The organism is Caballeronia udeis, from assembly GCF_044909315.1.
Taxonomy (GTDB): domain Bacteria; phylum Pseudomonadota; class Gammaproteobacteria; order Burkholderiales; family Burkholderiaceae; genus Caballeronia; species Caballeronia udeis_A.
Genome location: NZ_JBIYEB010000006.1, coordinates 70,896 through 90,081 on the forward strand (window position 1 = coordinate 70,896; position 19,186 = coordinate 90,081).

The window sequence follows — 19,186 nt, forward strand, 5'->3', positions numbered from 1 at the left end:
GATGAACGCAACGATGAAGAAGAAGGGCCTTGGGCGCGGGCTGGAAGCCCTGCTGGGCGGGAGCTCGGATATCACCGAAGCCGTGCGCAGCGAAGGGTTGCCGAGCGTTCTGCGCCTCGACGTCATGCAAGCCGGCAAGTACCAGCCGCGTACGCGGATGGACGAAGGTGCGTTGCAGGAACTTGCCGCCAGCATCCGGGCGCAAGGCGTGATGCAGCCGATCCTCGTGCGTTCGATTGGCGACGACCGGTACGAGATCATCGCCGGCGAGCGGCGCTTCCGGGCGGCGAAACTCGCAGGTCTTGAAGAAGTGCCGGTGCTCGTGAAAAACGTGCCGGATCAGGCCGCTGCGGCCATGGCGCTGATCGAAAACATCCAGCGCGAGGATCTGAATCCGCTGGAAGAGGCGCAGGGCATCCAGCGGCTGCTCGACGAATTCGATTTCACCCACGAGCAGGCGGCAGAATCAGTCGGGCGTTCGCGTAGCGCAGTATCGAATTTGCTCCGCCTGCTTAACCTGGCCATGCCGGTTCAAACCATGCTGCTCGCGGGCGATCTCGACATGGGCCACGCCCGTGCGCTGCTCGCCGTCGATGCCGCCACGCAGATCCAGTTGGCCAACCAGGTGGTCAACCGGCGCATGTCGGTGCGCGAGACTGAAAAGCTGGTTTCATCGACGACCCGGGAAGCGCCCGCTACGAAAGCGCGCGTGGCGAACGACGGCGGCCGCGACACGCGCCGGCTTGAAGAGGAATTGTCCGACCTGCTGTCGGCGAATGTGAAGATCAAGATGAGCGGGCGAGGGCGCGGCAAGCTGCAAATCGATTTCGGCAACCTCGATGCGCTCGAAGGCATTTTGGGACGATTGCGCACGGGCGCTGTGGACGGCAAAGCGGAAACCACGGACAACGTATCTGCGGCGCAGGCTTAAGCCGATGCAGTCTCCCGCGGACGCCAAGTCCGTCCAGCCGAATTTCCTGGCGAAAACGTGGGCTCTCGTCATCAAAGAACCCGTGCTGGTGATTCTGATTGTGGCGCTCATCGCGCTGCAAGCCCTGCATCCCAAGCCGTGGGCGTCGCTACCCGGGTTGATCGACTGGCAGACCGTGCTGACGCTTGCCGGCTTGCTGATGTTGACCAAAGCGGTGGAGCTGTCGGGTTTCCTGATGTGGATGGCGCACCGCGTTGTACATCGGATTCATGGCGAACGCGGACTCGCGTTTCTGTTGATCGGCCTTGCCGCAGTGCTCTCGACTTTGCTCACCAACGACGTCGCGCTGTTCGCGGTCGTGCCTTTGACTCTGTCACTGCACAAGCTCGCACCGCTCCCCATCAAGCGGCTGGTGATTTTCATCGCGATCGCGGTGAATGCCGGGTCAATCCTGACGCCGCTCGGCAACCCTCAGAACCTGTTCCTCTGGCAGACAAGCGGCGTGTCATTCGGCGGGTTCGTGTGGGCGTTGCTGCCCTTATGTGCAGCGCTCATGGTGATGCTTTACGCGCTGGCCGCGGTGATGTTCCACAACCGGCCGCTCGATCTTTCCGGCGATACCGAAGCGCATTCCGTCGATATCCCGCTCTGCACGGTCGCGGGCATTGCGTTCATTGCGTTCGTCGTTCTCGCCGACGCCCACTATGCCGGTATCGGCCTGGCCGCCGTTGCACTCGGCTTCCTGTTGTGGCGACGTCAGGTCGTGTTGAAGATCGATTGGTTGCTGTTGCTGATCTTCGTGCTGATGTTCATCGTGCTGCGCAGCGTGGCCGCGTTGCCATGGGTGCATCACGCAATCGCAAGCCTTGGCCTTGATTCGCCACTCAAGGCGTATGCGGCCGGTGCAGTGTTGTCCCAGGGAATCAGCAACGTTCCGGCGGCGATCATGCTCGCGGAGTTTTCGAAAGATTGGCGAGCGCTGGCGTTCGGTGTGAGCGTAGGTGGATTTGGTATCGCGATCGGTTCGCTCGCCAATCTGATCGCCGTTCGACTGTCGGGCGAACGTGGCATGTGGGGTCCGTTTCACCTCATCTCGATTCCATTCTGGATCGTCGCAGCGGCTGCCGGGGCATGGCTCGTTTGATCGGATGAAAATGGTGCGACGCACGCAATGCGATTCGTGTCCTGCTGAAAAACGACGTGAAACCACTGCACATCCGGCGTCAATCAAACTCGTTGTCGGTACAAGCGAAATCTCCTTTCAGAGACGTATTTTTAAGGCCCGGCCGCGTGTTTTTTGATGGCCCTAAGCTATTGAATCTGTGACAACAATCGCTTACAATCCCCCGGATTTATCAGCTTGGCGACCCCGAAAGCGCAACGTAAGTATGTGGCTGAATCCAGCCGCAAATGGACGATGAATGCGGACGGTAAATGCGCAGGTTGCAACTGACTTGAGTGAGATGTGTGATGGCGGTGCGAGAGCAGGATCGAGCGCCGGAAGGCGGGCAAGATGGGCGCGATTCACGCCGTGCCGCTAATTTGACCGGACACAAGACGCCCGGTTCAACGCCCAACTCCACTTCTTCCGGTCAGTCCAGCCGTGCATCGGATCATCCGATTGAGGATTCGTGGGACGCCGAAGCGCAAGATAACAAGACTGTTCCGCTGACGCGGGCAGAGGCGGAGACGCTGTTTGGTCCCGGAGTGAGTCGTCCATCGCGTGTCACGCCGTTCAAGGTGGTGGCGGCGCAAATGGTTTTGTCCCTGTGTGCGACGTTGGCATGGTGGCTGTTCTACAGTCCACCGGGCGCTGCTGCGCTGTCTGCGTTCCTCGGGGGAGCGATTTGCTGGGTGCCGAGCGCATTGTTCGCAGCACGTCTGAAAGCGAAGAGCGGCGCCGAAACCATCGCAAGCTGGGTGATCGGCGAAGCAATCAAGATGGGCGCGACCATCGGCATGTTCGTAGCGATCGCGTACGGTTTCAAAGGCGTGCTGTGGGTGCCATTGCTGGTGACATACCTCATCGCGTTGAAGACGTACTGGATCGCGATGGCCTGGAAGTAAGGTGCGCTAAGCAGCCTGCCTACCAAGCTTTACGTGCCAGGTAAGTGAAGTGCCAACGGTATCAGAGCAAAATAATACGTGCGGATTTCATATCCTGCACGCGGGCCCGTACCCTGCGAACCGCCAACGAAGTGGCGGCTCGAGGATCACGCGGGCGGCGGAAGATTTTCGACAATTTGGGTGGCTTTAACGTTATGGCAGCTAGCGAAGGAACGCGCGCGATGGATCCGTCGGAGTACATCGCGCACCACTTGCAGAATCTTTCCACCTCGCAACAGACGTCGATTTTCGACATCCACGTCTGGAATCTCGACACGTTGTTCTGGTCGATTCTTTGCGGCATCGTCACGATCATCATTCTTGGTCTGGCAGCGCGCAAAGCAACGTCCGGTGTGCCAGGACGTTTCCAGTGCGCCATCGAGATGCTGGTCGAGATGGTCGAAGACCAGTCGAAGTCGATGATCCACGGCAGCCGCCGCTTCATCGCACCGCTCGCACTCACCGTGTTCGTGTGGGTCGCGCTCATGAACTCACTCGACTTCATCCCCGTTGACTTGCCCACGCGCGTGATCGGCTGGCTGGGTCTGTCGGAGACGTTCCCGCACATGCGTGTGGTCCCCACCGCTGACTTGAACGGCACGCTCGGCATTGCTATCGGCGTGTTCGTGCTGATGATTTACTACAACTTCAAGATCAAGGGCGCCGGCGGTTTCATTCACGAACTGCTGTCCGCTCCGTTCGGCGCGCATCCGCTGCTGTGGATCCCGAACCTCGCACTCAACATCATCGAGTTCGTCGCCAAGACGGTTTCCCTCGGCATGCGGCTGTTCGGCAACATGTACGCAGGCGAACTGTTGTTCCTGCTGATCGCGCTGCTCGGCAGCATGTGGCACTTCGGCGCGGACGCCTCCGTGCTCGGCTTTTTGGGCCACGTAGTTGCAGGGACGGTTTGGGCGATCTTCCACATTCTGATCGTGCTGCTGCAGGCGTTCATTTTCATGATGCTGACGCTGGTGTATCTCGGCCAGGCGCATGACTCGCACTAAGAATCAGGGAAGGCTCACGGTAGTTCGGTAAAACGCTGCAGAACACCGCAGCGGTGAACCAAAAATCAGCAAGATCGTATCGAGTTTCAATTTTATAAATCTAGTTCCAAAGTCTTTTTCACATAGGAGTAGTCATGAACGCTTTCATCGCCAACATCCAGGGTCTGACCGCCATCGGTATCGGCATCATCATCGGCCTGGGTGCAATCGGCGCCTGTATCGGTATCGGCCTGATGGGTGGCAAGTACATTGAAGCGTGCGCTCGCCAGCCGGAACTGATGAACCCGCTGCAAACCAAGATGTTCCTCTTGGCTGGTCTGATCGACGCGGCGTTCCTGATTGGCGTTGGTGTGGCAATGCTGTTTGCGTTCGCGAACCCGCTGCTGTCGAAGCTCGCCGCAGGCTGAGGTTCCTCGGAAGTGTGCGCTCGAGCTTTTAAGGCTACGAGCGCAGGACGGAACGTGCGACGGCGCTTAATCGATGCAAGCTTCGATCAGGCGCCTTGCCGTTTCACTCTCCGGATTAGCAACGTTTAAGGAAACACCGTGAATCTCAACGCAACCCTGTTTGCGCAAATGGTCGTGTTTCTGATCCTCGCGTGGTTCACGATGAAGTTCGTGTGGCCGCCGTTGATCAACGCCCTGGATGAGCGCTCGAAGAAGATCGCCGACGGCTTGTCAGCCGCCGAAAAGGGCAAGGCCGAACTCGAAGCCGCACATAAGCGCGTCGACCAGGAACTCGCGCAAGCCCGTAACGACGGCCAGCAGCGTATTGCGGATGCTGAAAAGCGCGCAGTCGCGGTCGCCGACGAAATCAAGGCTAACGCTCAAGCTGAAGCTGCGCGCATCATTGCACAAGCGAAGGCTGACGCAGACCAGCAAGTCGTCAAGGCGCGCGAAGCATTGCGCGGCGAAGTCGCGGCGCTGGCCGTGAAGGGCGCCGAGCAGATCCTGAAGCGCGAAGTCGATCAATCGGTTCATGCCGAGATGCTGAATCAACTCAAAACCGAGCTCTGATCATGGCCGAACTTGCAACCATCGCACGACCGTACGCAGAAGCCGTATTCCGCGTGGCCGAAGCGGGTGAGCTCGCCGCCTGGTCTGACTTCGTCGAGGAGCTGGCTCAGGTTGCGCGTCTGCCTGAAGTGCTGTCCATCGCGACAAGCCCGAAAGTGAGCCGCGATCAGGTCAGCGAGCTGTTGTTGACGGCGGTGAAATCACCGCTCGCGCAACAGCCCGAGGCCAAGAACTTGGTGCGGATGCTGGTGGACAACCACCGGTTGACGCTGATGCCGGAAATTGCCGTGCAGTTCGACGAGCTGAAGAATTCCCGCGAAGGTGCGGCCGATGCGCTGATTGTCAGCGCATTCCCGCTGGAAGGCGCACAGTTGACCGACCTTGTTGCGAATCTCGAACGCAAGTTCCACTGCAAGCTGAAACCTACTGTTGAAGTCGATAAGTCGCTGATTGGCGGTGTTCGCGTGACGGTAGGCGACGAAGTACTCGATACCTCGGTCCGCGCGCGTCTCGCGAGCATGCAGACGGCTCTGTCCGCCTGACGCGCTTTTGCGCCGGCGCACGTAAAGAATTGACTATCAGGAGTGACTAATGCAACTCAATCCCTCTGAGATCAGCGAGCTGATCAAGAGCCGGATCCAGGGCCTGGAAGCGAGCGCCGATGTTCGCAACCAAGGTACTGTGATTTCCGTGACCGACGGTATCGTGCGTATTCACGGTTTGTCGGACGTGATGCAGGGCGAAATGCTCGAATTCCCGGGCAACACCTTCGGCCTCGCGCTGAACCTCGAGCGCGATTCGGTTGGCGCCGTGATTTTGGGCGAATACGAACACATTTCGGAAGGCGACATCGTCAAGACGACGGGCCGCATTCTTGAAGTGCCGGTGGGTCCGGAACTGCTCGGCCGTGTGGTCGACGCACTGGGCGTGCCTATCGACGGCAAGGGTCCGGTCAACGCAAAGATGACCGACGCTGTCGAAAAGATTGCACCGGGCGTGATCTGGCGTAAGTCGGTGTCGGAGCCGGTCCAAACGGGTCTGAAGTCCATCGACGCAATGGTGCCGGTTGGCCGTGGCCAGCGCGAGCTGATCATTGGCGACCGTCAATGCGGCAAGACGGCTGTGGCCATTGACGCGATCATCAACCAGAAGGGCAAGAACCTCTTCTGTATCTACGTTGCGATCGGTCAGAAAGCTTCGTCGATCATGAACGTGGTGCGCAAGCTGGAAGAAAGCGGCGCGATGGAATACACCGTCGTGGTCGCGGCTTCCGCTTCGGAATCCGCTGCGATGCAATACCTCGCACCGTACGCCGGCTGCACGATGGGCGAATACTTCCGCGATCGCGGTCAAGACGCGCTGATCGTGTATGACGATTTGACCAAGCAAGCATGGGCGTATCGTCAGATTTCGCTGCTGCTGCGCCGTCCGCCGGGCCGCGAGGCGTATCCGGGCGACGTGTTCTACCTGCACTCGCGTCTGCTCGAACGTGCTGCTCGCGTGTCGGAAGACTACGTTGAGAAGTTCACGAACGGCGAAGTGAAGGGCAAGAGCGGTTCGCTGACGGCACTGCCGGTCATTGAAACGCAAGCCGGCGACGTGACCGCATTCGTTCCGACGAACGTGATCTCGATTACCGACGGCCAGATCTTCTTGGAAACCGACTTGTTCAACGCCGGTATTCGTCCTGCTATTAACGCAGGCGTGTCCGTGTCGCGAGTCGGTGGTGCAGCGCAGACCAAGGTCATCAAGAAGCTGTCCGGCGGTATTCGTACCGACTTGGCGCAGTATCGTGAATTGGCCGCGTTCTCGCAGTTCGCATCGGATCTGGACGAAGCCACGCGTAAGCAACTGGAGCGCGGCCGCCGCGTGACGGAATTGCTGAAGCAGCCGCAGTATCAGCCGCTGCAAGTGTGGGAACTGGCGATCGCGCTGTTTGCCGCGAACAACGGTTACGTCGACGATCTCGAAGTTGCACAGGTGCTGCCGTTCGAAAAGGGTCTTCGCGACTACTTGAAAACGAAGCACGCGGACGTGATCAATCGCATCGAACAGAACAAAGACTTGTCGAAGGACGACGAAGGCGCATTGCATGCCGCGCTGAAGGACTTCAAGAAGTCGGGCGCTTACTGATCCTCGTATTGGTCGAACTTTGAAGCGGCGCGGGCCGCTTTCAGAATCAACGAAGCATCCCGCGCCACTTCGATCATGGAGTAAGCAATGGCTGGAATGAAGGAAATCCGCGGCAAGATCAAGAGCGTGCAAAACACGCGCAAGATCACCAAAGCGATGGAAATGGTGGCTGCGTCGAAAATGCGCCGCGCGCAGGAGCGCATGCGCTCTGCTCGCCCGTATGCCGACAAGATCCGCGACGTCGCCGCTCACATGAGCGCTGCCACGCCTGAGTATCGCCACCCGTTCATGGTTGAGAACAAGGGCGCGAAAGCGGCCGGCATGATCCTCGTCACGACCGACAAAGGTCTGTGCGGCGGCATGAACACGAACGTGCTGCGCGCTGCGCTTCTGAAGTTCAAGGAGTTGGAGCAGCAAGGCAAGACGATCGAAGCATCGGCGATCGGCAGCAAGGGTCTGGGCTTCCTGAACCGGTTGAAGGCCAAGACCGTGTCGCAAGTCACGCATCTGGGCGACACGCCGCATCTCGAAAAGCTGATCGGCGCGATCAAGGTTCAGCTCGACCTGTATTCGGAAGGCAAGATCAGCGCGGTGTATCTGGCGTTCACGCGCTTCGTCAACACGATGAAGCAGGAGGCCGTGATCGAGCAATTGCTGCCCTTGTCGGCGAGCGATTTCGCGCGCAAGGACGGCCTCGATAAAAACAGCGAACCGGTTACGCCGAAGACTTCGTGGGATTACATCTACGAGCCGGATGCGCAGACCGTCGTCGACGAACTGCTCGTGCGTTATGTCGAAGCGCTCGTGTATCAGGCAGTGGCGGAAAACATGGCATCGGAGCAATCGGCTCGCATGGTCGCCATGAAGGCTGCTTCGGATAACGCGAAGACCGTGATCGGTGAATTGCAGCTCGTGTACAACAAGAGCCGGCAAGCAGCGATTACGAAGGAATTGTCAGAAATCGTCGGTGGCGCGGCAGCGGTCGGTTGATCGCCCAAGCGTCGAATCGAACTGCGCCTGTCGCGCGAGTGAAGAATCAAGTATCTAAAGGAAATGCGATGAGTACTACTGCTTTGGTAGAAGGCAAGATCGTACAGTGCATCGGCGCGGTTATCGACGTGGAATTCCCGCGTTCCGACATGCCGAAAATCTACGACGCGCTCGTTTTGGAAGGTTCGGACCTGACGCTCGAAGTTCAGCAACAGCTGGGCGACGGCGTGGTCCGTACCATTTGTCTGGGTGCATCGGACGGATTGCGTCGCGGTACGGTGGTGAAGAACACCGGCAAGCCGATCAGCGTGCCAGTCGGCAAGCCGACGCTGGGCCGGATCATGGACGTGCTGGGTCGTCCGATTGACGAAGCGGGTCCGATCAACTCGGACATCACGCGCGGCATTCACCAGAAGGCGCCGAAGTTCGAAGAACTGTCGCCGTCTACCGAACTGCTCGAAACCGGCATCAAGGTGATTGACTTGATCTGCCCGTTTGCGAAGGGCGGGAAGGTGGGTCTCTTCGGTGGCGCCGGCGTGGGCAAGACCGTGAACATGATGGAACTGATCAACAACATCGCTAAAGAGCACGGTGGTTATTCCGTGTTCGCCGGTGTTGGCGAGCGTACCCGCGAAGGGAACGACTTCTATCATGAAATGAAGGACTCGAACGTTCTGGACAAGGTCGCGCTGGTGTACGGCCAGATGAACGAGCCACCGGGCAACCGTCTGCGCGTGGCGCTGACCGGCCTGACGATGGCCGAGCATTTCCGCGACGAAGGTCTGGACGTGCTGTTCTTCGTCGACAACATCTACCGTTTCACGCTAGCTGGTACGGAAGTGTCGGCTCTCTTGGGACGTATGCCGTCGGCAGTGGGTTATCAGCCTACGCTGGCTGAAGAAATGGGCCGTCTGCAAGAACGGATCACGTCGACGAAAACCGGCTCGATCACCTCGGTGCAAGCCGTGTACGTTCCTGCCGATGACTTGACCGATCCGTCGCCGGCGACCACGTTCGGTCACCTGGACGCAACCGTCGTGTTGTCGCGTGATATTGCTTCGCTGGGTATTTATCCGGCAGTGGATCCGCTCGATTCGACCTCGCGTCAGATCGACCCGAACGTGATTGGCGAAGAGCACTACGCCATCACGCGCGGTGTGCAGCAAACGCTGCAGCGCTACAAGGAATTGCGCGACATTATCGCGATTCTGGGCATGGACGAACTCGCGCCGGAAGACAAGCTCGCGGTTGCGCGCGCTCGTAAGATCCAGCGTTTCCTGTCGCAGCCGTTCCACGTCGCGGAAGTCTTCACGGGCTCGCCGGGCAAGTACGTGCCGCTGAAGGAAACCATCCGCGGCTTCAAGATGATCGTGGAAGGTGAATGCGATCATCTGCCGGAGCAGGCGTTCTACATGGTCGGCACGATCGACGAAGCCTTCGAAAAGGCTAAGAAGATCCAGTAAGGATCGGGTGTAACGCAGAGGGCGCCGGCTTTATCCAAAGCAGGCGCCTCGTAATACACTGGTCGAAGGGAGTCGATATGGCAACAATTCAAGTAGACGTCGTCAGCGCGGAAGAGCAGATCTTCTCGGGCCGGGCGAAGTTCGTCGCACTGCCGGGCGAAGCGGGTGAACTCGGCATTCTGCCGGGCCACACGCCGCTCATCACGCGGATTCGTCCGGGTGCGGTGCGTATCGAAGCGGAGAACGGTGACGAAGAGTTCGTGTTCGTTGCAGGCGGGATTCTCGAGATTCAGCCGGGCGTGGTGACGGTTCTTGCCGATACAGCGATCCGTGGTCAGGATCTGGACGAAGCCAAGGCGCAGGACGCGAAGAAGCGCGCTGAAGAAGCGTTGCAGAACACGGGTTCGAACCTCGAGTACGCAACCGCGCAAGCGGAGCTGGCGTACGCGACGGCTCAGATCGCGGCAATTCAACGCCTGCGGAAACTGCGCGGTAATCACTAAAGCTTTTCGCGAGTCTGGCGAGATGAAAAAGCAGCCTTCGGGCTGCTTTTTTTATATGCGCTCAAAACGCCGGCGCATGCGCCCCCGATCCACGTGCTTCCACGCAAAACTGCATAACGAACATGCGTTGATCCGCACGTTTTTGCGGGTAAGACTCAATGCCCCGGCGCTCCCTCGCGATGCACAATTAGCCTTCCGAATCGCTTTCATGGCGCTTCGTCTTCGTCCTGTCTTATAGCGCGCCATTCCACGGAGGAGACCTTCGATATGCCTACCCAACCTACGCATGCCGGGCCGCAGATCGAACCACGCGACGATCTGTCTTATGTTCGCGGCTCGACGGATATCCCGCTGAGCGACGCCACCGTTTCCCGTCTCCTGCGCGGTACAGCCGCGACACACCCCGACCGTCCTGCGGTGATCTTCCGCGAGCAAAACATCCGTTGGACCTGGCGTGAATTTGCCGATGAAGTCGATGTTCTCGCGTCCGGCCTGTCATCGCTCGGTGTGGAAGCGGGTGACCGCGTGGGCATCTGGTCGCCGAATCGGTCGGAATGGCTGCTCACGCAATTCGCCACTGCCCGGATCGGCGCGATCCTGGTGAACATCAACCCGGCGTATCGGCTGGCGGAGCTTGAGTACGCGTTGAACAAGGTCGGCTGCAAGGCGTTGATCGCGGCGGAACAATTCAAGACCTCGAAGTATCTGGATATGCTGCAAACGCTCGCGCCGGAACTGGCCACCGCCGAACCGGGTTCACTCGATGCCGCCCGTTTCCCCGGCTTACGCGCCGTGATCCGGATGGGCGAGGGGTCGACGCCGGGCATGCTGCGTTTTCCCGATGTCATGTCGCGCGGGCGGGACTTGCTCGACACGGCGCAACTCGATACGCTGGAATCGACGCTCAGCGCCGACGATCCCATCAACATCCAGTTCACGAGCGGCACCACCGGCAACCCCAAGGGTGCCACGCTCACGCATCACAACGTGGTGAACAACGGCCGCTACATCGCGCGTTCCATGTTGCTGTCCGAACTGGACTCGCTGTGCATTCCCGTGCCCCTGTATCACTGCTTCGGCATGGTCCTGGCGGTGTTGGCGTGTGTGTCGGTGGGCGCGGCGATGGTGTTCCCGGGCGAAGCCTTCGATCCCGCCGCGACGCTCGCCGCCGTCGATGAAGAGCGCTGCACCGCACTGCACGGCGTACCGACGATGTTCATCGCGGAACTCGATCTGCCGAACTTCGACAAGTACGACCTCAGCCGTTTGCGTACCGGGATCATGGCGGGGTCGCCGTGTCCTATCGAAACGATGAAAAAGGTGGTCTCGCGGATGCATCTGGGCGAAATCACCATCGCGTACGGGATGACTGAAACAAGCCCGGTGTCGTTTCAAAGCTCGACCACTGATCCGCTCGATAAACGCACCACGACCGTTGGTCAGATCCAGCCGCATCTGGAGGTGAAGCTGGTCGATCCGCTTGGCGAAATCGTGCCGGTTGGCGAGACGGGCGAACTCTGCACGCGCGGGTATTCGGTCATGAAAGGGTACTGGGGCGACGAAGAAAAAACGCGCGAAGCGATTATCGACGGCTGGATGCATACCGGCGATCTGGCAACGCTCGACGCTCAGGGATATTGCAATATCGTCGGACGTTTAAAGGATATGTTGATTCGCGGTGGCGAGAACATTTATCCGCGCGAGATTGAAGAATTCCTGTTCCGGCATCCGAAGATTCAATCGGTGCAGGTATTTGGTGTTCCGGATAGTAAATACGGCGAGGAAGTGTGCGCGTGGATTGTGCTTCGGCAAGGTGAGGACGCAACGGTGGAAGACATTCGAGAGTTCTGTCAGGGCCAGATCGCGCACTACAAGATTCCGCGGCATATCCGCTTTGTCGACGAGTTGCCGATGACGGTCACCGGCAAGGTCCAGAAGTTCATCATGCGAGCGAAGATGATCGAGGAACTGAAGCTATCAGAGACTAAAACCGCGTAACTGTGGGTGTCTACCGAGATCCACAATTGAAAATGGTCGCCGGAATAATCACGGCGACCATTTAAATCCTTACGCAAACGTTTGTACAGACGAAAAAAAAGCGGGCCTGGAGCCCGCTAAAAACCACACGCTACGGGGTTAGCGCGAGGAGACCAAGGGTGGGACAAGGCCGATATAATTTTCATCGGCCAACGACCGCAACAAACATGTCCCTGTAGGCGGGATTCGGCACCAGGCCGACCGATCAGTGCAACTGGACGTTGTAGTTCACCAACGCTGCACCCGATCACATCCGTGTTGAGACCGTTGAAGAGATTGTGGGCGAATAATCCGGGCATCACCGTAACAAAGTGTTTCAGGTTGTAACCCTTGGCGCACAAGGCTCAGCGATTATTCCGGCCACATTTTGCCGATTATTGTGATTTACAAGCCGATATTTCGGCGGCTGTTAGAAAATGCTTGCGCTGCTGAGCGCGATATGTCGATTTTAAGGACAATCAAAAACCGTCGACCCGACCGGGCGGCGAACCGCACTGGAGACAACCGCATGACCATCGACGCAGACCTTCTCGCTTACTACGCCAAGGTTGCCACAGCGTTCCCCGAGCTGCCGGCTGATGCTGGACCAATCGCTATCCGGCGGCAGTTCCAGGACGTCGCGCGTGAGTTCGCCGCGCCGCGCCCGGCTGGGGTGGATGTTGAAGACACGGTCCTGCCGCTCGACGGGCGTACCCTGCGGGCGCGGGTTTATCGGCCGGCGGGGGCCAGGAAGCCGTTACCTCTCGTGGTCTATCTGCATGGCGGCGGCTGGGTGGTCGGGGACCTGGATACGCACGACCTGATGGTCGCGCGATTCGCCGCGGACTCGCATTGCGCGGTAGTGAGCGTGGATTACCGGATGGCGCCGGAGCATCCGTTCCCCGTGCCTGTTGAGGATGCGCTCGACGCGCTGCTGTGGCTCGCCGAGCATCGTTCGCGTCTGGGCTTTGCAACCAACCGGCTGGGCGTAGCTGGCGACAGCGCCGGTGGTCATCTTGCGGCCGTGGCTGCGCGTGCTGCGAACGATCGGGTGGCGGGTCTGGTCACGGCGCAGTTGTTGATCTATCCGGTGGCGCGCTGCCGTTTCGAAGGCGGCAGCTTTACGGCCAACGCGGAAGGGCCGGGCTTGTCCACCGACGAGATGCGCTTTTACTGGGCCCAATTTCTCACGGCCGAACCGCCTGCCGATGACGACGTGCGCGCATTCCCGCTTGCGCAATCCTACGATCGGACGCCGGCGCAGGCGTTGATCGTCGCTGCAGCCTACGATCCGCTTTACGACGACGCTCACGAATTTGCGCGTTTTCTGGAAGCAAATGGCGGGCGCACCGAGGTTATCGACGCGCACGACATGACGCACGGCTTCGGCCGGATCCAGGCGCATTCGAAAGCGGCAACAGCCTGGATGAAAAAAACGTCGGCGCGCTTCGGTGAATTGTTACATGCAGCGCGTTGACTTTTCGATGCCGAGCGACATCAACTTACATAGATATTACGAAAAGCTTCAAGCACGCTGAATCTGGCCTGCGTTAGGCGGTGAGAGGAAAAAGGCGGCCTGACTCCGGCCGCCCCGGCCCTCATTTCAGCCATTTATCGAGCACCACCTGAAACTCGCCTGTCGAGCGCGACAGGTGCAGCCATTGATCGACGTATTGCTGGAACACCACGTCGCCGCGTGGCAGCAAGTACGCCTTTTCTCCGAACTGGAACGGCTTGTCCGGATGGACCGAGCACAAGCCGGGATTGAGCTTTTGCTGGAGCAGCGTTTCGGAGGCGTCGGTGACCATCACGTCGGCTTGGCTGTCGAGGATCTGCTTGAAGATCGTCACGTTGTCCGGGTACTCGATCAGCTGCGAATGCGTGAAGAACTGCTTCGCGAACTTCTCGTTCGTGCCGCCCGGGTTGACGATGGTGCGCACGCCAGGTTGATCGATTTGCGCGACGGTCTGGTATTTATCGACGTCGGCGCAGCGGACGATGGGTGTCTTGCCGTCGACCATGTACGGCTGGGTGAAGAACGCGCGTTTCTGGCGTTCGAGCGAGGTTGAAACCCCGCCGACCGCGATGTCGCACTTCGCGACGAAATCGTTCATCAGGTTCGACCACGAGGTCTTGATGAACTCGGCTTTGACGTTCATCGACTGCGCGAGATTTTGCGCGGCATCAATGTCGATGCCTTCGAACTGGCCGTCCGGCCTCAGGAACGAGTACGGCTTGTAGTCGCCCGTGGTGCAGACGCGCAGCGTGCCGCGGGCGAGGATGTCGTCGAGTCTCGATGGAGCGGGCGCGGTTGCGGGTAACGTAGCAGCAGGTGCCGCGGTGATGCTGCCCGCCTGCACGGTTTGCGCCTGCGCGCCGATGGCGAAGCCGAGGCCGAGCAGCAGGGCGCAAGCACCTGTGCGAAAGACACCGCGAAGCGACACGCAACCTGGGGCAAGAACTTTCATCGACACTCCTCGAGAGATTATTTCAGTCGCCGATGATATCGAAGGGGTCCGTGGTTCGCACCCTGTTTGAGGAGGATCAGGCCGGCACCCGCCGCTACCCCAAAAACCCCGGGCCACGAGTACGAACGCAAACCCCCGTCCGGTAGAATGCCCCTTTGCCCTACGCTCCAAGCCACGTGCCTTCCACACTCCTCAACGACACTTTCCTGCGCGCATTGCAGCGCCAGCCCACCGACTACACGCCGATCTGGCTGATGCGTCAGGCAGGACGCTACCTGCCCGAATACAACGCCACGCGTTCGCGTGCCGGTAGTTTCATGGGCCTCGCGACCAATCCCGATTACGCAACGGAAGTCACGCTTCAGCCGCTGGAGCGCTTCCCGCTCGACGCCGCCATCCTGTTCTCGGACATCCTGACCATTCCCGACGCAATGGGCCTCGGCCTGAATTTCGTCCAGGGAGAAGGCCCGCGATTCGAGCGCACGGTTCGCACGGAAGAGGACGTCGCGAAGCTGCACGTGCCGGATATCGACAACACGCTGCGCTACGTGACCGACGCCGTCTCGCAAATCCGTCGCGCGCTTACCGACGCGCAAGGCCGCCAGAAAGTACCGCTGATCGGTTTTTCGGGCAGCCCCTGGACGCTCGCCTGCTACATGGTGGAAGGCGGCGGATCGCCCGATCACCACACGGTCAAGGCCATGGCCTACACCCGGCCGGACCTGATGCATCGTATTCTCGATATCAACGCGCAGGCGGTCGTCGCTTATCTGAACGCGCAGATCGAAGCGGGCGCGCAAGCCGTGATGATCTTCGACACCTGGGGCGGTGCGCTGGCCGATGGCGCGTATCAACGCTTCTCGCTTGACTACATCGCGAAGGTGGTCGCCGGATTGAAACGCGAGCACGACGGCGTCAAGGTGCCGGTCATCACGTTCACGAAGGGCGGCGGCCTGTGGCTGGAACAGATCGCGGCAATCGGCGTGGACGCGGTCGGGCTCGACTGGACCGTGAACCTGCGCCAGGCGCGCGAAAAAGTGGGCGACCGGGTCGCGCTCCAGGGCAACATCGATCCATCGGTGCTGTTTGCGTCGCCGGCCGTGATTCGCACCGAGGCGCGCGCCGTACTCGACAGCTTCGGCAATTTTCCTGGCCATGTCTTCAATCTCGGCCACGGTATTTCGCAGTTCACGCGTCCGGAGAAGGTGGCGGAACTGGTCGATGAAGTTCATCGCCATAGCCGTGCCATTCGCGCAAAGAACTGACATTTGGTCAAAAAAGATTGCTGCTCTGCGTCACGAAAAGTTCACGTTTAACGTTTGGGCCGCAAGGCAAGAATGCCGCGACATGCCCGTAGATTGGCCGTTCCGCCGATGTCAAGAGTTGACTTATGCACATTTTGTACGTTGCGGCGCGCAATCTTCAAATCAGACCTAAGCGTCATCATGAGGGCATGTTTTGTGTCTTCAAATACATGATTAATAAGAGAAATTTGAGAACGACCCGGAATGTGGGCTACCGCACACAACAAGCGAGATCGCCAATTTTTGTCCCTGTCAATCAAAGTTCTCAACAAAGTTATCCACAGGCCTGTGGAAAGCTTGGAAATCTCAAAAATAATCCGCAGCTTAGCGTCGATTGTGATGTTTCACTTTAACTACGTCACGCACAGCCCTATGCTCAGGTTGAGTAGTTGCACCAGCATGGCTTGCGGCGGGTGCGTCAAGTGAGCGTCTTTGTCCGGGTCGCGCTGGACCACCCTCTACCGACGCTTTTCGACTATCGATACGATCTGGCCGCAACGCCGCTGCCCGGCATGCTGGTACGGATTCCGTTCGGACGTCGCGACGCGGTCGGCCTGATTTGCGAGGTCACCGATCACACCGACGTGCCCGCGGACAAGTTGCGCGATGTGGCGGCCATTTGCAGCACGCTCGCGCCACTCGCCGATGAATGGCGCGCGTTGACGCTGTTCGCGGCTGAGTATTACCAGCGCGGCCTGGGCGAAGTGGCGCTGCCCGCGTTGCCGCAAGTTCTGCGCGACGCCTCGCGCTGGGCGAAATTGCTCGCGCCGGAGGAGCGGTATCGGCTGATGCCAGAAGGGCGCGCAAATCTGCCCGACGCGCTTCCGGCGCGCGCGACCGCGCTGCGCCGTCTCGCCGATGCCCTCGCCGCGAATCCCACGTTGCCGGCCGCCGAGGCGCGCGCACTGCATCCGAAAGCACGTGCGACGCTCGATGAATGGCAGATGCGCGGATGGGTATCGCTGGAAACCGGTGATGGGCCGGAGCAGGACATTGCGCTCGCGCCCGCGGTTGAAAAGGCCGCGCTGCACGCGAGCGACGTGCTTTTGCCGCAACTGACCGCGGAGCAGTCCGACGCCGTCAATGCCATTACCGGCGCGAAAGGCTTTGCTGCGTTCCTGCTGCACGGCGTGACGGGCAGCGGCAAAACCGAAGTCTATCTCCACGCACTGGCCGATCTGCTCGGGTCGCGCCCCGACGCGCAAGCGCTCGTGCTGGTCCCGGAAATCAACCTCACGCCGCAATTCGAAGCCGCATTCCGCACGCGTTTTGCCGCGTTGCCGGAGGGGGCCATCGTGACAATGCATAGCGGGCTGGCCGAAGGCGAACGTGCGCGCAACTGGCTCGCGGCGCACACAGGCCGCGCGCGGCTCGTGCTCGGGACGCGCCTGGCGATCCTGGCGTCGTTGCCGAAGCTGGCGCTGATTGTTGTCGATGAGGAACACGATCCCGCCTACAAGCAGCAGGAAGGCTTGCGCTATTCGGCGCGCGATCTCGCGGTTTATCGGGCGAACAAGCTGGAGATTCCGGTTGTGCTGGGGTCGGCGACGCCATCGCTCGAAAGCTGGTGGCAGGCCGAGCAGGGCCGATACACCAAGCTCACGCTGACGCGGCGCGCCGTGGCAACGGCGGTTCTGCCGAGCGTCCGGCTGATCGACCTGGAAGAGGAGCGGCAGCGCGGACGGGCCTCGGTGGAGGGCTTGTCGGGGCCGCTCATTGCCGCGATGAAAGCGCGCCTGGAACGCGGCGAGCAGAGCCTCGTGTTCCTCAACCGGCGCGGTTACGCGCCGATTCTTTCGTGCGACGCCTGCGGCTGGGTTGCCGGTTGTCCGCGATGCAGCGCCTATGTCGTGCTTCACAAGCCCGAACGCGCGCTGCGTTGCCACCATTGCGGCTGGGAATCGCGGATTCCCAAGTCCTGCCCGGATTGCGGCAATGTGGATATCGCGCCGATGGGCCGCGGCACGCAGCGTGTGGAAGAAACGCTCGCGACGGCGGTGCCGGGAGCACGGGTGTTACGTATCGATGCCGACAGCACGCGGCGCAAGGGCAGCGCACAGGCCCTTTTCTCCGATGTCCACGCGGGCGAGGTCGATATCCTCGTCGGCACGCAGATGATCGCGAAGGGCCACGACTTTCAGCGTGTGACGCTGGTCGGCGTGCTCAACGCCGATACCGCGCTTTTCTCCCACGATTTCCGCGCAAGCGAGCGGCTTTTTGCCCAGTTGATGCAGGTGAGCGGCCGCGCCGGGCGCGCAGGCTTGCCGGGTGAAGTGATGATCCAGACGCGCTACGCGCGGCACGCGCTTTATCACGCGCTGGCCCGGCACGATTACGTTGGTTTTGCCAACTCCACGCTGGCTGAGCGCCGCGACGCGCATCTGCCGCCGTTCGTTTATCAGGCGATGCTTCGCGCCGAAGGGCGCACGCTCGAGGCCGCGCTGCACTTTCTGGGTGCAGCGGCAGCGGAGTTCGCCACGCTGGCCGGCGCTGAACGCGTGACCGTGTACGACGCGGTGCCGCTGACCATAGTGAAGGTGTTTAACGTGCACCGCGCGCAGTTGCTGCTGGAATGTGCGTCGCGGGCTGTGTTGCAGAATGCGTTGCGGGCCTGGCAGCCGGCGTTACGCAGTCTCAAGGTAAAAGGCGTGATCCGATGGAACGTCGAGGTCGATCCCCTCGATATTTAGCGTAGCTCGCGCGCCGGTGAACGGTTTTTAGCCGCGCGCTGCCCGGCGTCCTCGCACAGCTTTCTTCAGCTATTGCCGCGGTCCGTGCCCTGCACGCGTGCGACCGTCAGGCCGCCTACCGTCAAGTCATTCCCGTTGTCCCGGCTGTCGCCGTCGGGCCGCTCAACGTAAGGATGCGCGCCGCGGATGAACAGCACCACGCATAACGCGCTTATCGCCCAAACGCTGCAAAAAATCATCCAGGTGCTCATATCCTCTTCTCCCCGAAACCGTGCGGCTGAATGTTTAGACGGCCCGCAAAGTTTCATCGCTGGTATGGCCGTACCAGTTCTTATCGGCACCAGGCAGCAATTAATTAGGGGTGACCCAAGAAAAATTATCAAACGCGAAATCCTAGAGCAGGCCTAGCCCAACCCGCCATACTCAATTACCCGTAATCCCTTGTTCCAAAAGGATTTTTGAAAGGTGCAACCCGTCTCGAAATGTGGTTGCACCTTTTTTATGAGCGGGTTACGATTCGGCCACTTTTCAAGCTATCGCCGGTTCCGATTCCGGCAAG

The 19,186-nt window shown here is 60.0% G+C and carries 17 protein-coding genes; 15 read left to right on the forward strand and 2 right to left on the reverse strand.

Annotated elements, in window-relative coordinates; genetic code table 11:
• The first annotated feature begins 1 nt into the window (after nt 1).
• The 13 genes from ABH944_RS11935 (at nt 2) to ABH944_RS11995 (ending at nt 13,642) form a co-directional block, all read left to right on the forward strand.
• Nucleotides 2–931 (forward strand): ParB/RepB/Spo0J family partition protein, encoded by a 930-nt coding sequence (locus ABH944_RS11935; protein WP_404606109.1) that lies wholly within the window; start codon nt 2–4, stop codon nt 929–931.
• A gap of 4 nt (nt 932–935) precedes the next feature.
• Entirely contained in the window at nt 936–2,075 is a 1,140-nt protein-coding gene (locus tag ABH944_RS11940) for an SLC13 family permease (protein WP_404606111.1), read from the forward strand.
• A gap of 326 nt (nt 2,076–2,401) precedes the next feature.
• The gene (locus tag ABH944_RS11945) at nt 2,402–2,998 is read left to right on the forward strand and encodes an ATP synthase subunit I (protein WP_404606113.1); all 597 of its coding nucleotides are present in this window, start codon (nt 2,402–2,404) and stop codon (nt 2,996–2,998) included.
• A gap of 194 nt (nt 2,999–3,192) precedes the next feature.
• Nucleotides 3,193–4,044 (forward strand): F0F1 ATP synthase subunit A, encoded by an 852-nt coding sequence (atpB, locus tag ABH944_RS11950; RefSeq protein ID WP_062087773.1) that lies wholly within the window; start codon nt 3,193–3,195, stop codon nt 4,042–4,044.
• Nucleotides 4,045–4,178: 134 nt separating this feature from the next.
• Entirely contained in the window at nt 4,179–4,451 is a 273-nt protein-coding gene (gene atpE / locus ABH944_RS11955; RefSeq protein ID WP_047895197.1) for a F0F1 ATP synthase subunit C, read from the forward strand.
• Between the two features lie 138 nt (nt 4,452–4,589).
• On the forward strand, nt 4,590–5,060 hold the full coding sequence (locus ABH944_RS11960) for a F0F1 ATP synthase subunit B (protein WP_050382343.1): 471 nt from the start codon (nt 4,590–4,592) through the stop codon (nt 5,058–5,060).
• A 2-nt stretch (nt 5,061–5,062) separates the two neighbouring features.
• Entirely contained in the window at nt 5,063–5,602 is a 540-nt protein-coding gene (locus ABH944_RS11965) for a F0F1 ATP synthase subunit delta (protein ID WP_062087775.1), read from the forward strand.
• Between the two features lie 49 nt (nt 5,603–5,651).
• Complete coding sequence (gene atpA / locus ABH944_RS11970) at nt 5,652–7,193, forward strand: F0F1 ATP synthase subunit alpha (RefSeq protein ID WP_404606117.1); 1,542 nt, start codon at nt 5,652–5,654, stop codon at nt 7,191–7,193.
• An 87-nt stretch (nt 7,194–7,280) separates the two neighbouring features.
• Nucleotides 7,281–8,183 carry a F0F1 ATP synthase subunit gamma gene (gene atpG, locus ABH944_RS11975; RefSeq protein ID WP_404606119.1) on the forward strand — a complete coding sequence of 301 codons (903 nt, stop codon included), beginning with the start codon at nt 7,281–7,283 and terminating at the stop codon, nt 8,181–8,183.
• 68 nt (nt 8,184–8,251) lie between these two features.
• On the forward strand, nt 8,252–9,646 hold the full coding sequence (atpD, locus tag ABH944_RS11980) for a F0F1 ATP synthase subunit beta (RefSeq protein WP_062087781.1): 1,395 nt from the start codon (nt 8,252–8,254) through the stop codon (nt 9,644–9,646).
• A gap of 77 nt (nt 9,647–9,723) precedes the next feature.
• Nucleotides 9,724–10,149, forward strand: a complete 426-nt coding sequence (locus tag ABH944_RS11985) for a F0F1 ATP synthase subunit epsilon (RefSeq protein ID WP_062087783.1) — start codon at nt 9,724–9,726, stop codon at nt 10,147–10,149.
• A 267-nt stretch (nt 10,150–10,416) separates the two neighbouring features.
• Entirely contained in the window at nt 10,417–12,147 is a 1,731-nt protein-coding gene (locus ABH944_RS11990; protein WP_404606122.1) for an AMP-binding protein, read from the forward strand.
• A 547-nt stretch (nt 12,148–12,694) separates the two neighbouring features.
• On the forward strand, nt 12,695–13,642 hold the full coding sequence (locus tag ABH944_RS11995; RefSeq protein WP_404606123.1) for an alpha/beta hydrolase: 948 nt from the start codon (nt 12,695–12,697) through the stop codon (nt 13,640–13,642).
• A gap of 121 nt (nt 13,643–13,763) precedes the next feature.
• Here the strand turns inward: ABH944_RS11995 and ABH944_RS12000 are convergent, their stop codons facing one another.
• On the reverse strand, nt 13,764–14,633 hold the full coding sequence (locus tag ABH944_RS12000) for a transporter substrate-binding domain-containing protein (RefSeq protein WP_404606125.1): 870 nt from the start codon (nt 14,631–14,633) through the stop codon (nt 13,764–13,766).
• 176 nt (nt 14,634–14,809) lie between these two features.
• On the opposite strand from ABH944_RS12000, the gene hemE reads away from it, so the two are divergent.
• Both hemE and ABH944_RS12010 read left to right on the forward strand, forming a co-directional pair.
• A complete protein-coding gene (gene hemE / locus ABH944_RS12005) occupies nt 14,810–15,898 on the forward strand; it encodes a uroporphyrinogen decarboxylase (protein WP_404606127.1) in 1,089 nt (362 codons plus the stop codon).
• A gap of 461 nt (nt 15,899–16,359) precedes the next feature.
• Entirely contained in the window at nt 16,360–18,627 is a 2,268-nt protein-coding gene (locus tag ABH944_RS12010; protein ID WP_404606129.1) for a primosomal protein N', read from the forward strand.
• Between the two features lie 65 nt (nt 18,628–18,692).
• Here the strand turns inward: ABH944_RS12010 and ABH944_RS12015 are convergent, their stop codons facing one another.
• Nucleotides 18,693–18,878, reverse strand: a complete 186-nt coding sequence (locus ABH944_RS12015; RefSeq protein ID WP_404606131.1) for a hypothetical protein — start codon at nt 18,876–18,878, stop codon at nt 18,693–18,695.
• Between the last annotated feature and the right edge of the window lie 308 nt (nt 18,879–19,186).